Origin of the sequence: Acinetobacter sp. MF4640, from assembly GCF_002018895.1 — a bacterium.
Classification (GTDB): Bacteria; Pseudomonadota; Gammaproteobacteria; order Pseudomonadales; family Moraxellaceae; genus Acinetobacter; species Acinetobacter johnsonii.
Window position 1 is genome coordinate 25,279 of sequence record NZ_MVOM01000024.1, and the last position, 13,750, is coordinate 39,028.

Annotated in this window: 15 protein-coding genes; 14 read left to right on the plus strand and 1 reads right to left on the minus strand. The window is 44.6% G+C overall.

The window, feature by feature from the left end; all coding sequences use genetic code 11:
* Complete coding sequence (locus MF4640_RS09535; protein ID WP_078389414.1) at positions 1 to 666, minus strand: epoxyqueuosine reductase QueH; 666 nt, start codon at positions 664 to 666, stop codon at positions 1 to 3.
* Positions 667 to 1,042: 376 nt separating this feature from the next.
* Here MF4640_RS09535 and MF4640_RS19890 point away from each other — a divergent pair, with 376 nt between their 5' ends.
* From MF4640_RS19890 to MF4640_RS09600, 14 genes are all read left to right on the plus strand, one after another.
* Complete coding sequence (locus MF4640_RS19890; protein ID WP_004684300.1) at positions 1,043 to 1,165, plus strand: hypothetical protein; 123 nt, start codon at positions 1,043 to 1,045, stop codon at positions 1,163 to 1,165.
* Between the two features lie 695 nt (positions 1,166 to 1,860).
* Positions 1,861 to 2,778, plus strand: coding sequence for a LysR family transcriptional regulator (locus MF4640_RS09540; protein WP_078389415.1), 918 nt, complete (start codon positions 1,861 to 1,863; stop codon positions 2,776 to 2,778).
* Between the two features lie 144 nt (positions 2,779 to 2,922).
* Complete coding sequence (locus tag MF4640_RS09545; RefSeq protein ID WP_078389435.1) at positions 2,923 to 3,543, plus strand: beta-ketoacyl synthase chain length factor; 621 nt, start codon at positions 2,923 to 2,925, stop codon at positions 3,541 to 3,543.
* Positions 3,537 to 4,349, plus strand: a complete 813-nt coding sequence (locus tag MF4640_RS09550) for a lysophospholipid acyltransferase family protein (protein ID WP_078389416.1) — start codon at positions 3,537 to 3,539, stop codon at positions 4,347 to 4,349. Before MF4640_RS09545 ends, MF4640_RS09550 begins: the two co-directional genes overlap by 7 nt.
* The gene (locus MF4640_RS09555) at positions 4,333 to 4,593 is read left to right on the plus strand and encodes a phosphopantetheine-binding protein (RefSeq protein ID WP_078389417.1); all 261 of its coding nucleotides are present in this window, start codon (positions 4,333 to 4,335) and stop codon (positions 4,591 to 4,593) included. The genes MF4640_RS09550 and MF4640_RS09555 overlap by 17 nt, the downstream gene beginning before the upstream one ends.
* A gap of 9 nt (positions 4,594 to 4,602) precedes the next feature.
* Complete coding sequence (locus tag MF4640_RS09560) at positions 4,603 to 4,851, plus strand: acyl carrier protein (protein ID WP_004684310.1); 249 nt, start codon at positions 4,603 to 4,605, stop codon at positions 4,849 to 4,851.
* Entirely contained in the window at positions 4,848 to 5,402 is a 555-nt protein-coding gene (locus tag MF4640_RS09565) for a septation protein IspZ (RefSeq protein WP_078389418.1), read from the plus strand. The genes MF4640_RS09560 and MF4640_RS09565 overlap by 4 nt, the downstream gene beginning before the upstream one ends.
* A 78-nt stretch (positions 5,403 to 5,480) precedes the next feature.
* Complete coding sequence (locus MF4640_RS09570) at positions 5,481 to 7,142, plus strand: AMP-binding protein (protein ID WP_078389419.1); 1,662 nt, start codon at positions 5,481 to 5,483, stop codon at positions 7,140 to 7,142.
* A 14-nt stretch (positions 7,143 to 7,156) separates the two neighbouring features.
* The gene (locus MF4640_RS09575) at positions 7,157 to 7,891 is read left to right on the plus strand and encodes a glycosyltransferase family 2 protein (protein ID WP_078389420.1); all 735 of its coding nucleotides are present in this window, start codon (positions 7,157 to 7,159) and stop codon (positions 7,889 to 7,891) included.
* 17 nt (positions 7,892 to 7,908) lie between these two features.
* Positions 7,909 to 8,823, plus strand: a complete 915-nt coding sequence (locus tag MF4640_RS09580; RefSeq protein WP_078389437.1) for an acyltransferase — start codon at positions 7,909 to 7,911, stop codon at positions 8,821 to 8,823.
* A gap of 5 nt (positions 8,824 to 8,828) precedes the next feature.
* Positions 8,829 to 10,361, plus strand: a complete 1,533-nt coding sequence (locus tag MF4640_RS09585; RefSeq protein WP_078389421.1) for an HAL/PAL/TAL family ammonia-lyase — start codon at positions 8,829 to 8,831, stop codon at positions 10,359 to 10,361.
* 9 nt (positions 10,362 to 10,370) lie between these two features.
* The gene (locus MF4640_RS09590; protein ID WP_078389422.1) at positions 10,371 to 10,790 is read left to right on the plus strand and encodes an acyl-CoA thioesterase; all 420 of its coding nucleotides are present in this window, start codon (positions 10,371 to 10,373) and stop codon (positions 10,788 to 10,790) included.
* Positions 10,791 to 10,848: 58 nt separating this feature from the next.
* Positions 10,849 to 11,439, plus strand: coding sequence for a LolA family protein (locus MF4640_RS09595; protein ID WP_413772694.1), 591 nt, complete (start codon positions 10,849 to 10,851; stop codon positions 11,437 to 11,439).
* Positions 11,414 to 13,738: an MMPL family transporter gene (locus tag MF4640_RS09600; RefSeq protein ID WP_078389423.1), complete on the plus strand. Its 2,325-nt coding sequence runs from the start codon at positions 11,414 to 11,416 to the stop codon at positions 13,736 to 13,738. Before MF4640_RS09595 ends, MF4640_RS09600 begins: the two co-directional genes overlap by 26 nt.
* The last annotated feature ends 12 nt before the right edge of the window (positions 13,739 to 13,750 follow it).

A 13,750-nucleotide genomic window follows, 5' to 3' on the forward strand; every position in this document is an offset into this window, starting at 1 on the left:
TCAGCTGTCCTGATCCATGGCATTGGAATAGAACTTTTGTCCGAGTTTGATGCGTTCACGGCCTTGGCTCATACGCCAGCGGTTACTATCCCGCAGTGAATATACGCAGCCACAGTACTCTTGTTGATAAAATTCTTCACGTTTGCTGATGTCTAGCATGCGTACAGCACCGCCATGTTTGCGCCAGTTGTAGTCCCAGTAGTGAATGCCTGCATAATGTGAAGCAGAACGGTGCCCGCACTCATTGATCTGTTGCATTTTCTTCCAACGGGAAATACCGAGAGAACTGCTGATTAGACTAAAGCCATGTTCTGCTGCATAAAGTGCCGTACGTTCAAACCGCATATCAAAACACATGGTACAACGGATGCCTTTCTCTGGTTCATTTTCCATACCTTTGGCACGTGCAAACCAGTTATCTGTGTCGTAATCACAGTCAATAAATGGAATATGATGTTTTTCTGCAAAGCGAATATTTTCTTCTTTGCGAATCAGATATTCCTTTACAGGGTGAATGTTGGGGTTATAGAAAAAGATAGAAAAATCGATACCCGATTCAATCAGGGTTTCCATGACTTCACCTGAGCAAGGCGCACAGCAGGAATGCAAGAGCAGTTTGTCATGACCTGTGGGGAGGCTAAGTTTCTGACGTTCGAGCTTCGACATATTGAATGATTTTTATCTATTTAAACCAGACAGTTTAAAACGTCTAACGAGCGGATCAACGGCGATTGGATGAAGAATTCTCAGGATGAGCTGATGAATTTTCATGATTAAAATCGACTTTGGTAGATGATGAAGGTCTGCTTTGAGCGCTGTAGATGAGTAGAGAGAGAACATTTGAGAGGCCCAAACTTGCATAATGGAGCGAGATTCGTCATCATTTACCCAAAGGGTGTTTAACAGTTGTGTTAGATAGGTATTCGTTGAAGGCGGGCCACTTCAACAGCATGAAAGAGAGTATCTAGCTGTGCTTCATTTTTTTACTACGCCTTCCAATAAGGAATTGGAGTGTCGTCATAACTTTCAGTATGAGACCGATATGCGTTTGATCCAACGCTGTAAATTCCTTGAAGATCAAGATGAGAAAAAAGCCATTCAACATCTTTTAAAAGAACGGGGTTATACCAAAGCTGAGATTTTAAAGCTCACGATTGATGGTTAAATCTAAGATTTAAAAAAAGCTTCCTAGTCGGAAGCTTTTTCGTTTTTACATGCTCTGTTTGGCATCGCACCAGTTTGAGAGACAAGCGGCTTTGATTTGATATTTACATAATGCTTCACGTGGAACATAAAAAAGCCCGAAGACTAGGGTTGTGAGAAGTTCTGTTGTCAGCACGTTATGCTTTTTCAGCGCTTTAGCCTGCTCAATTTGGATAGAAGATCAGAATCATCAGTTCTCAATATTTGAACTGAATTTAACTCAGGTACAAGAGCATACTGCTTGCTGTAAAATGATTTCGCTATATCAAAGTAGAGATATCACAAGAGTTCGATGCATAGCCACGAGTTAAATAGGACCGTTGGTGGGCTGGATTCGGTCGTTGTACCTCTCAAAAACTGAAGGGATCACGCTTCAACCTAGGCATGACCAAGAGATAGTCTTAAAAGTCATCCACAGTTATAAAAGAAAGCCTTACTTCGATTAGCGCTCATGCACGGATCATGAAGATTATGAATTTAAATGCTTAAATTTTTCATTTTCTGTAAATTGGGCGAATATTTTCGTTGTGGATCATAAATATTAAAGTGAAATAAACTAATTAAGTAGAAATTAAGATGAGAAAAAATAATCAAATGTGGCTTTTATAGGTTAAGCTATACCGTATTCATCAAGATTAAAAAATTGGGCTGTGCCAGATGTTAGAACTCCGCCATTTAAAAACCTTAACCGCTTTAAGAGAGCATGGCTCATTGGTGGCTGCTGCGGGAGACCTATGCTTAACGCCTTCTGCTTTATCACACCAGTTGCGTGAGTTAGACCAATGGTTTGGGGTAGAGGTGGTGAACCGTCGTAGCCGTCCAGTTAGCTTTTCTAATATTGGACAGCGTTTATTAAAACTAGCGGATGAAGTATTGCCGCAGGTACAAATTGCACAAAGCGACATCACCCGTATTGTGCATGGTCAAACTGGACGAATTACTTTTTCCTCCGAGTGTCATAGCTGTTTCGATTGGTTAATGCCGTTGTTAAATCAATATCGCCAACAGTATCCAGATGTTGATCTGGACTTCGCTTCAGGTTTTGAGGCCAATCCGCATGAGTTATTGCAGACAGGTGAATTTGATTTATTGATTACGGCCGACCCGATTGCGTTAAAAGGGGTGGAATATTTCCCGATTTTTGAGTACGAATCGCGTTTGGTTTTATCCAACACCCATCCTTTGGTTCGTGCCAAAGATATTACCGTGCAAGAACTTGCAGAAGAAACCTTGGTGACTTATCCAGTAGATAAGCACCGTTTAGATATTATGTCGCGTCTGTTTATTCCGGCCAATATTCTGCCGAAACAGATCCGCACCACCGACCTCACCCAAATGCTGATTCAGCTGGTAGCCAGTGGGCGTGGTATAGGGGCATTACCCGATTGGGTGGTGAACGAATATGAACAAAAGGGTTGGGTGACTTCGCGTCGTTTGGACTGCGTAGCGCCTGAAGGTTTGCGTAGGACTCTTTATGCAGGCTATCGCACTGAGGAAAAAGAGAAAGATTATTTCGAAGGCTTTTTAAAACAATTGGATAAATTTGCCAAAAAAAGAACGCAATATTACCTCTAGTCACTCTTATTTTATGGAGGAGGATCAGTGTTGCTGTATCCTCCTTTTTTGAACATATCAGCGCTTGTTATTTTTTGTGAAAAATGTGGCTCAGTGCTATAATTGCGCGCCTGATAATTTATCAACTTTTAAACACTGATCATGATGATGCAACTCCACGTATCCCGCTTGAATATGAGCTTGGTTGATCAAGAATTATCAGCTATAGAACACATTCCTGCGATGCAACGCCGACGCTTATCGCGTCTGGCAAAGCTGGCTTTGAATAGCGCAATGCAGACTTTAGCCACCCGCAAGGTCGATTATATTGTTTGGGTGTCGCAATATGGCGATGAAGCAAAAACACTGAATATTTTAGCAGATGTGTTACGCGAGCAAACCCCTTCACCGACTCAATTTTCAACGTCGGTACATAATGCAATTTCAGGCTTATATTCCATTTTATGTCAGGATGCGACACCTGCGACCAGTTTGGCGGGTTCGTGGAATGATGGGCTGATTGAAGCCTATGCGTGGCTAAAAACAAGGCCAGAAGCTCGTCAGGTTTTGCTGGTGTATTATGATGAAGCCTTGCCAGACATTTATGCCGAGCATCAGCCATTTGCTGCTTTTGCGATGGCAGCGATGATTTCATTAGCGCCTGCCAACTTGATGTTGACGCCAAAGCATACGGATGCAACGCCAGCCTATCAGCAGGCTTTAGCATTTAATACGTTTTGGAATAATCCTGAGCAAACTGAATCTGAAGCGTGGACGAAATGCTGAAATTAAATCGGATTAAGCAAAAAGCCAACTATGTCTGGCGCGTTGGAGCGACAGGGTTTAGTTTTGCCAGCTTTGGCTTAGGCAGTGTGGCGATTGGTGGTTTGATTGCACCCTTGGTCAAGCTGAGTTCAGCAGACGCTGAGCTGCGAAAGCAGCGTACTCAAAAGGTGATTAAGCACAGTTTTAAAGGTTTCACCGAAATGATGGTGAAACTGGGCATTATGACCTATACGGTTGAAGGTTTAGAGAAATTACAAAACAGTCAACAAGAGTTGGTCATTGCCAATCATCCGACACTGATTGACGTGGTGGTTTTAATTGGTTTAATGGAACAAGCAAACTGCGTCGTCAAGCAGGCGCTGTGGTCAAATCCATTTACCAAAGGCCCTGTGCAAAGTGCGGGTTATATTTTAAATGCAGGTTCTGAACAATTTATTCAGGACTGCGTACAAAAATTACAGCAGGATCATGCGGCGTCGTTGTTGATCTTTCCTGAAGGGACACGGACAGCAAAAGGCGAGAAATTGAATGACTTTCAGCGTGGTGCGGCCAATATTGCTTTGCGTGCTGGTGTGCCGATTCGTCCTGTGCTACTTAGCTGTACGCCATCGACCCTGACTAAAAATGAAAAGTGGTATCACATTCCAGAACAGCCTTTTCATATCCATGTAAAAGTGTTGGATGCGATCCGAGTGGAAGACGTATTGGATGATGTAACGGTCAATCCCAAAAATGTGCGTCAGTTAAATCAACAATTACAATGGTTTTTTAACCAAGAGTTATCCCTAAATGAGCAATCTTGCTGATGAGTTAAAGCAAATGATTATTGATGTCCTCGCCCTTGAAGACATCCGTATTGAAGACATTGATACAGACGCACCTTTGTTTGGTGATGGTCTGGGTTTGGACTCGATTGATGCTTTAGAACTGGGTTTGGCATTGAAAAAGCGCTATGGCATTCATCTAAATGCAGAGTCCGCAGAAACCAAAGAACATTTTAAATCAATTCAAAGCTTAGAGGCTTTGGTTGAAGCACAGAAAACAGCATAAGAGGTTGCTATGCTTGCACAAGAAACCGTGTTAGAAAAATTACGTGAGTGGATGGAAGAGCTATTTGAAATTGCACCTGAAGATGTGCAGTTAGAATCAAACCTAGCTTCAGACCTCGATGTCGACAGTATTGATGCCATTGATTTGGTGGTAAAAATTAAAGAGCTGACAGGCAAGCAAGTTAATCCTGAAGACTTTAAAAATGTACGTACCGTTCAAGATGTGGTGCTCGTGATTCAGAATATGTCGGCTGCATGAACAACATTTTAAAAGGGATAGTAGGGGTCGGATTGCTTCTCTATCCTTTTTTTGTGGCTTATGCTTTGGCGCATGGACAGTATGTCTGGGTCAGTGCGGTATTGATTGCACTGGGCGTCTTGCGTCTATTCAGCAAGGGCAAAACTTTGCTGTGGCCATTGACGGGTTTTGCCATTTTATGTGGCGGGCTGAGTTTGATTTTAAAAGATCATGCATGGCTTAAACTCTATCCTGTCTTTATGAGTCTCGGGGCGTTGTTTATTTTTGCCAGCACCTTGATTCGACCGCCTTCAATGATTGAACGTTTTGCACGTTTGGCAGAGCCTAATTTGCCCGAAGAAGGGGTACAATGGACCCGTCAAGTGACCAAAGTTTGGTGTGTGTTTTTTTGCATCAATGCGGTCATTGCCCTGATCAGTGTTTTCTTTGCACCAATGAAAATTTGGGTACTGTATAACGGCTTGATCTCTTATGTCTTGATGGGTGGGTTGTTACTGGGTGAATTTGTGTTGCGCAAACGCCAGCAGCGACTGCATCAGGCACAGAAATAATAGCATTTCCGTCAGGGCAACTTAAAACAGTGGCCTCGAACTATAGCGATTAGAAATACGGTTTTAAAAACAAATTTTATGTCTTGTCATTTTCAACACCATCTCCATTCATTGCGTCCCCTGTGTATTCAGGCAGACTCAAGTTTCGTTTCCTTTCACACTTTTTGGTTGGATGTGGCTGAACAGGCTGCGCAAATTCAGCAGTTGGAACAGCTTGTATGGGCGCTTTGGCAAGAAGACAGTTATGAGTTTTTAGTATTGTTGTTTGCGGCATTGCAAGCAGGCAAGCAAGTGCTGTTGCCGCCGCATCGGGTCAGCGACTTAGAAAAAGAATTGGCTGAACAGCAGATTTATTTTTTAAAACGTTTGCCGTCGACAGCAGCACCAATCTTCGAACTTCAATTTGATGCTGCCTTTTTCAATCAGGCCCAGCTGTATTTTTATACTTCGGGCTCAACTGGGCAGCCGAAAAAGATTCCGCGCAGCTTGCAACAGTTGTTCAATGAAGTCTGTGGCTTAGAGGCCAGTTTTGATTTGCCTGAGCAGGCAGTGGCGATTGCTACGGTGAGCCATCAACATATTTATGGTTTGTTGTTTAAGCTGTTGTGGCCCTTAGCCAGTGGGCGCAGTTTCTATCAAAAACAACTGGCTTTCCCTGAAGATGTGGTTGATCTTCAAAAGAAAATTGCCCATGTGCAGTTGCCCAATTATCTGATTTCCAGTCCTGCTTTGCTGAAGCGCTGGACCACAGATGTGGTATTGCAAGACTGTCAGATGGTCTATTCCTCTGGCGGGAGGTTGGATGCTGATGTGCGTCCTTTGCTGAATCGTCCGATTACTGAAGTGTTTGGCAGTTCTGAAACAGGCGGGATCGCCCACCGTCAGGCGGATGATGCGGTATGGACACCCTTTTCCAATGTCGAAATTAAGTGCGCCGAGCAGCAAGAGTTAGCCGTTAAAACCAACCATGCCTTTAGCGCGGATTGGATTTTGACCGGGGATAAAGTGCAGGTTGTGGATGCAGATAATCCCAAAAGTCCATTTCAGTTATTGGGGCGTTTGGATCGCATTGTCAAACTCGAAGAAAAGCGTTTAAGTCTCGATGCAATAGAAGCAAAAATCGCTGAATTGGTCGAAATAGAACAATGTCATGTCCTAATTCATGAAAAAGAACAGCGCCAGATTTTAGCGGTGGTGGCTGTGCTGACCGAGGAAGCTCGTGTACTGCTCATTGAAAAGGGTAAAGCAGTATTCACCGCACAACTGAAAAAACAATTGCAACAGAAACTGGAAAGCATTGCGATTCCGCGGCAGTGGCGATTCTTAATGCAAATGCCACAAAATGCACAATCGAAGCTGAATAAACAGTATTTAGAATCACTCTTTCAGTCGATGATCTTGCCCGTTGTGCTGATACAGCAATCTCAGGATACGCAGATCAGTTATGCTTTAGAATTTGTGCCAGAGCTGGAATGCTTTAAAGGCCACTTCCCGAACTTCCCGATTTATCCAGGCGTAGGACAAATTGGTTTTATTCAGCATTTTGCCAAACAAAACTGGGCGGATTTATTGTGGTGTAATGGTTTTGAGCAGTTAAAGTTTCAAGGACTGATCCAACCCTATCAAGTGGTGGAACTGGTGCTCAGTCGTAAAGCGCATAAAGTCAGTTTTGAACTGAAAAGTCGTGACAAAATATTGGCATCAGGACGTTTGCTGTTTGCTGTCCTTTCAGACGTTTAAGCCGAGAGATAAAAATGAAACACTGCTTTGTGATTCCTGTGTATAACCATCCACATTATTTGGCTGCGTTGCTATCACATTTGAGTGGCTTTGAGTTACCTATTATTATGGTGAACGATGGCAGTGACGCCGATTGTACGGCAGTTTTACATCAGCTCGCGAGTGACTACCCATGGGTTGATTTGGTCGAGCATATATACAATCAGGGTAAGGGGCAGGCAGTGATCACCGGTCTAAAGCATGCCTTTCAATGTGGTTATAGTCATGCCTTGCAACTGGATGCTGACGGACAGCATGATTGGCAGGATGTGCAACGCTTTTTAGACACATCTATCCAGCATCCCGAAGCCATGGTGATTGGTCAGCCGATCTTTGATGAAACTGTTCCGAAAAAACGTCTCTATGGCCGTTATGCAACGCATATTTGGGTGTGGATTAACAGTCTGTCTTTTGACATTAAGGATAGCATGTGTGGCTTTCGCATTTACCCTCTGGCGCAGACAGTGAACATTCTAAACACAGCCAAGTTTCAACCGCGGATGGGCTTTGATTCAGAAATTTTGGTACGTTTGAAATGGGACAATGTGCAGTTTATTAATCTGCCTACCCATGTGATTTACCCTGAAGATGGTATTTCACACTTTGATGTTTGGCGGGACAATTTGGGCATGGCGCGTGCGCATAGTCGTTTGTTGGGTGGCATGCTGCTGCGTTTCCCCAAGCTGATTTATCAGAAAGTGAAAGGCTAATGCGGTCAGAGAAGCATATGCAGAAATGGAGCGCCGTGAAAGAGCGGGGCGGGATGATACCGCTGATGCTGATGCTCGGTTTCTACCGCTTGGGTGGACGTTGGTTGTGCAGAGTTATATTGTACTTTGTAATTTTATGGTACTTGATTTTTTCCAATACCGCGCGTCAGGCTTCGCTGTTGTACTTAAAAAAACTGCATCATTTTGCAGGTGCGCAGTCGCCATTTCAGGCTGAGCCGCAGCTGTGGTACAGCTATACGCATTTGATGCATTTTGGCGAATGTATTTTAGATAAAATTGAGGGATGGCTTGGGCATATTCCTGAGCAGAACTTAAAGCTGCATGGTCATGCACACTTTCGTTCGCACTATCAAAAAGGTGCGGTGATTGTAGTGTCGCACTTTGGCAATATTGAATTGCTTCGTGCCATCAAATCAGAGCATCCACAAAAAATTAATGTACTGGTCTATCAAAAACATGCGACTAAGTTCAATGAATTTTTAAAAAAATTGAATGAACAGGCAGATGTTAATTTAATTTCGGTAGATGAGTTGGGGATTGAAACAGCACTGATTTTACAGGATAAGTTGGATCAAGGTGAATGGGTGATTGTAGCGGCAGACCGCGTACCCGTGCAGTCGGATCGGGTACAATCAGTTGCTTTTTTAGGCGAGCAAGCGCTGTGGCCCCAAGGTGCGTGGATTTTGGCCAGTTTGTTGAAAGCACCTGTGTTGGCGGTGTTTTGCTATCGAGTAGATACACATTTTGAAGTGCATATTCACCAAGTAGCGGAGCAGTTAAATTGGCCACGGAAAGAGCGTTTACAGGCCATGCAACAGACCACAAGACAGTATGTGGAGCTGTTGGAACAGCATTGTATACGCGCGCCCTATCAATGGTTTAATTTTTATAATTTTTGGAATAAAGGATAAGTCTTGTGTTAATTGTTGGGGAAAATCCGCTCAGTATTGAAGATGTTGTGGCTGTAGCGCGTAAAGAAAAACAGGTGGTCTTGCCCGTATCCGCGGAATGGACAGCACTGATCCAACGCGGCGCAGATTTCCTCGATCAGCTGTTGCAAGACGAAGGCGTCATTTATGGCGTGACCACGGGTTATGGCGACTCGTGCTTGGTTGAAATTCCAGCCCACCAAGTGCATGAGCTGCCGCTACATTTATCGCGTTTTCATGGTTGTGGCATGGGGCAAAACTTAGACTTGATTACGGCGCGTGCTGTAGTTGTAGTGCGTTTATGTTCTTTGGCACGCGGCTATTCGGGTGTCTCGCATGCCTTGTTGCAGCGGTTGGTCTGGATGTTGAATGAAGATGTGATTCCTGTGATTCCCTCGGAAGGTTCGGTTGGTGCCAGTGGGGATCTGACGCCTTTGTCTTATATCGCTGGGGCCTTGGTTGGTGAGCGCGATGTGTACTATCAAGGTCAGATCGTGCCGATTGCGCAAGTGTATGCCGAAAAAGGTGTGCAGCCTTTGGTGATGCGTCCTAAAGAAGGCTTAGCTCTCATGAATGGTACAGCGGTGATGACTGCTATCGCTTGCCTGAATTATAAAAAAGCCGAACAGATTTCTTTTGCCAGTACTTTAATTACTGCATTGAATGTTTTGGCTTTAGAAGGGAATCCAAGCCATTTTGATGAAGTCTTGTTTGCGCAAAAACCACATCCGGGACAGCAACATATTGCAGCCCAATTACGTGACTGGTTAAACAGTGAAGTGCAGACCGAACACCAAAGTTCACGCTTGCAAGACCGTTATTCACTACGCTGTGCACCGCATGTGATCGGGGTATTTGAAGACTCTAAACTGTGGCTGCGTCAGTTTATTGAAAATGAGCTGAATTCAAGCAATGACAACCCATTGATTGACCCAGTGAACCTGCGGGTACTGCATGGGGGACATTTCTATGGCGGACATATTGCTCAAGCCATGGATAGTCTAAAAATCATGATCGCGAATATTGCTGACTTGATGGATCGTCAGTTGGCGCAGTTGGTGGACTATAAAATGAACAATGGTTTACCGCGTAATTTAACCGGTTCTAGTCCTGAGCGCTTGCCGCTGAATCATGGCTTTAAAGCCGTACAAATCGGGGTTTCGGCATGGACAGCAGAAGCTTTGAAACACACACTCGCTGCGTCGATTTTCTCACGTTCAACCGAATGTCATAATCAAGACAAAGTCAGTATGGGTACCATTGCCGCGCGTGACGCCAGCCGTGTCATTACTCTGACTGAACAAGTGATTGCGGCACTCAGTTGTGCAGCAGTTCAGGCGGTCAAACTCAAAGGTGTAGATACAGAACTCAGCCCTGTTTTAACAGCATTTCAACACTGGGTGCTTCAGAGCTTCACCTATGTAGAGGAAGATCGTCCTTTGCAACAAGAGCTTCAGGCGCTGGTTAATCGCTTTGAGGATTTAGAACTGTTAGACAGCGTTGCTGTTCAATATTCATAGGAAATGAGCATGCATGCTGATGTAATCATTGAAGTGCCCTTTCATGATGTCGACACAATGAACGTGGTGTGGCACGGGCATTATTTAAAATATTTTGAAATCGCGCGTTGCAAACTGCTGGATCAATTTCACTATAACTATAACCAAATGCGTGACTCGGGTTATGCATGGCCAGTGATTGAAAGTCATGTGCGCTATGTACAAGGTATTGAGTTTGAGCAAAAAATTCGCGTGCGCGCCATTTTAAAAGAATGGGAAAACCGCCTGAAAATTGAATATCTGATTTTCGATGCGGTTTCGGGCAGAAAGCTGACCAAGGGCTATACCTCGCAAGTGGCGGTACACATTAAAAAACGTGAAATGTGTTTTCAATCCCCACAGGTGTTGTTGGACTGTTTAAATGCATGGCCTGAGTTTAAACTGGAGTAATGCGAGCATGATTCGATACAAATTTTCTAAGCCGATTTTTGTTGCCTGTACAGCCAGTATGATGACTTTGCTTGCTCCCGCAGCGAATGCACAAAGTACTGAATTGAAGCAGGCGTTTGCTCAGCTCGGTGCAATGCCTGTGGTGCGTGCTCAATTTGAGCAACAGAAAAAACTGGCCTCTTTAAATAAAATCTATGTGTCCAAAGGCACGGTGCTGTTCAGCAAAAACCAAGGCGTGCTGTGGCAGATTCAAAGTCCAGTCAAAGCCGATTTGGTGGTGACACCGCGTAAGCTGGTACAAAAGACACAGCGGACTAGCAGTCAAATTGAAGTCGATAAGACTCCGTATGGCTCTGTAGCGACAATGTTTTTACAGTTGATGTCGGGCAACGAAGCGGCGCTCGCTAAAAACTTTAATGTGGTGTCTGCCAATTACAGCCCGACGCAGTGGAATGTCAGCTTAACGCCGAAAAGCAGCCTGTTTAAAAAGCTTTTTGTCCAAGTCGATGCCCAAGGTCAGCGTTATGTGGACCGTATCACGATTTTGGAACAAGCCAATAATCGCACCATCATTCGTTTTAGCCAGCAAACGGCTCAACCTCAAACTTTAACGGCTGCGGAAAATGCGCTTTTCCAATTGGCAAAATAAATTTAGCGCCCTATGGCTGTTGGTGCTGTGTGTCATTGCTTTGGCACTGGGCGCGGCTTGGCTGAATAAAGGCATTAAGATTGAGACCAATATTTTTGCTTTGCTGCCTGAGGCACATCAAGATGCGCATCTGGAACAAGCACAGCAATATGTCAGTCAGCAGTTAAATGACAAAGTCTTTGTGGTGCTGGATGCCAAAACGGATCAGCAACTTGAACAGGCAACGCAAGAACTCAAAACCCAAGCCGACCAAAGTCAGCTGTTTTTACCAGTTCGTCCGCAGCTTGATCCTGATCAATTTGCCCAAACGCTGTATCAGCACAAGGCGGGGTTATTATCCAAGACCGATCAGCAGATTGTGCAAGGGCAAGATGATGTTGCTTTGATGGAGCAGGGCTTATTGCAACTGATGAGTCCCGGCATGCCGATCACGGCTGAAATGCTCAAGCAAGATCCCTTGCTGTTGTTTCCTCGTTATGTCGTGGGTTTAAGTGCTTTACAAAGCAATGCCGATATCAATTTAGAGCAGGGCTTCGCCACGATTCGTGATGAGCAAGGCATCTCGCGCCTGATGGTACTTCAGCTTAACAATAGTCCCTATAACATTGCCTACCAAGAGCAGACCGCTGCCTTTATTCAACACATCAATTCACAGTTTAGCCAGTTGCAAGTTAAACCGCACTGGACAGGTACGCTGCTGTTTGCACAGTTCGGCACTAACTCTGCTAAAGAGGAAATTTCCACCATTGGCGTCGGTTCGACCATCGGGATTTTGCTTCTGGTCTGGTTTGGCTTCCGTTCGATACGACCCATGCTGACGGAAATGGTTGCAGTCGGCACAGGCAGCTTAGTGGCCTTTGCTGTGACCTATTGGGTTTTCGGCGAAATTCACCTGATGACACTGGTTTTTGGTGCCAGTTTGATTGGGGTCTGTGTCGATTTTTCATTTTACTTCATGGCCATGCAGTCTCAGCACCGACAGATCGATGGATTTACTGTTTTAAAACCATTATTGCCGAGTTTATTTGTGGGGCTAATGACCACGCTGTTGGCCTATGTGGTGCTGAGTTTTACCCCATTTCCGGGCTTTAAACAGATTGCAGTCTTTTCTATGGTTGGACTGAGTGCCGCATGGGTGACCAGTATTTTACTGCTGCCACGTTTGCCTGCGTTGAATGCGGAACCTGCGATACGTGCACTGGGCTTTATTGGCAAAGCACGTAGTTATGTGCAGAGCCACAACACGCTACGTTATGGCATGATTACACTGATTCTACTGGTGACGGGTAGTAGTCTCGTCCTTCTGAAAAGCAATGATGACATCCGCAATTTGCAAAGTATGGATGCCACCTTAAAGCAGGAAGATCAATATATTCGTTCGCGTTTTATGCAACAGCAAAGCAGCGAATATTTTGTGGTACAGGGCAGAACCCCAGCAGAGTTAGAACAGCATGAACAGCAACTGTTGGCAGAGCTTACGCCCTTGCAGCAGGCTGGCAAGTTGGATGCTGTGCAGGCTTTAGGGCAGTGGATTCCCTCGCTTGAGCAGCAAAAACACAATATTGCGATGTTACAGGCGATTCCTCAGCCCGCTTTAGTGAAATATGCGCAAGCGTTACAGCTCAATACAGCCGATGTTTTAAACTGGCAAGCACGATTAAAAGACCAACCATTGCTGACCGAAGCAGTCTTTAAAGATCATCCTCTACATTTTCTGCAGATGAGCCCGACACAACGTTTGGTGATGCTGCAAAATGTGCATGATGTACACGCTGTGCAACAGCTTGAGAATGCTGATGTACAGCTGTTACGTCCCGTTCATCAACTGTCTGAATTGTTTAAACAGCACCGTGAGCAGGCACAGTGGCTATTACTCAGCGCTTTGGTGATTTTAGCTATTGGCTTAGGGGCACTTTATGGCAAAAAATCAATTCTGCCTTTGGTGTTACCTGTCAGCATGGCTTTAATGACCACGTTTGCGATTCAAGCATGGCTGGGTGTCGAAATTAATTTATTCAGCATTATGGGTACCTTCCTGATCATTGGAATTGGGGTGGACTATGCGATTTTCTACCGCCACGGACATGATCACCCGCAGGTGGTGGGCATGGCTTTGTTCCTGTGCATGATGTCGACGTTTTTTAGTTTTGGTTTGCTGTCTTTTAGTCACACCTATGCTATTCACAGTTTTGGCTTAACGGTGTTGCTGGGCGTTATTTTTTCATTTATTTATGCCACACTTTTTACATCCTCCGATGCAAAACATGTGGTGGTTCAACAATATCAGCCAAAGAGCTGAGTCAAAGGGTAC

Excerpts from the sequence above, each read along its gene's own strand:
- MF4640_RS09535 (WP_078389414.1), bottom strand. The coding sequence starts at position 666 with ATGTCGAAGCTCGAACGTCAGAAACTTAGCCTCCCCACAGGTCATGAC.
- MF4640_RS19890 (WP_004684300.1), top strand. The coding sequence starts at position 1,043 with ATGCGTTTGATCCAACGCTGTAAATTCCTTGAAGATCAAGATGAGAAA.
- MF4640_RS09540 (WP_078389415.1), top strand. The coding sequence starts at position 1,861 with ATGTTAGAACTCCGCCATTTAAAAACCTTAACCGCTTTAAGAGAGCAT.
- MF4640_RS09545 (WP_078389435.1), top strand. The coding sequence starts at position 2,923 with ATGATGCAACTCCACGTATCCCGCTTGAATATGAGCTTGGTTGATCAA.
- MF4640_RS09550 (WP_078389416.1), top strand. The coding sequence starts at position 3,537 with ATGCTGAAATTAAATCGGATTAAGCAAAAAGCCAACTATGTCTGGCGC.
- MF4640_RS09555 (WP_078389417.1), top strand. The coding sequence starts at position 4,333 with ATGAGCAATCTTGCTGATGAGTTAAAGCAAATGATTATTGATGTCCTC.
- MF4640_RS09560 (WP_004684310.1), top strand. The coding sequence starts at position 4,603 with ATGCTTGCACAAGAAACCGTGTTAGAAAAATTACGTGAGTGGATGGAA.
- MF4640_RS09565 (WP_078389418.1), top strand. The coding sequence starts at position 4,848 with ATGAACAACATTTTAAAAGGGATAGTAGGGGTCGGATTGCTTCTCTAT.
- MF4640_RS09570 (WP_078389419.1), top strand. The coding sequence starts at position 5,481 with ATGTCTTGTCATTTTCAACACCATCTCCATTCATTGCGTCCCCTGTGT.
- MF4640_RS09575 (WP_078389420.1), top strand. The coding sequence starts at position 7,157 with ATGAAACACTGCTTTGTGATTCCTGTGTATAACCATCCACATTATTTG.
- MF4640_RS09580 (WP_078389437.1), top strand. The coding sequence starts at position 7,909 with ATGCAGAAATGGAGCGCCGTGAAAGAGCGGGGCGGGATGATACCGCTG.
- MF4640_RS09590 (WP_078389422.1), top strand. The coding sequence starts at position 10,371 with ATGCATGCTGATGTAATCATTGAAGTGCCCTTTCATGATGTCGACACA.
- MF4640_RS09595 (WP_413772694.1), top strand. The coding sequence starts at position 10,849 with ATGATGACTTTGCTTGCTCCCGCAGCGAATGCACAAAGTACTGAATTG.
- MF4640_RS09600 (WP_078389423.1), top strand. The coding sequence starts at position 11,414 with ATGCGCTTTTCCAATTGGCAAAATAAATTTAGCGCCCTATGGCTGTTG.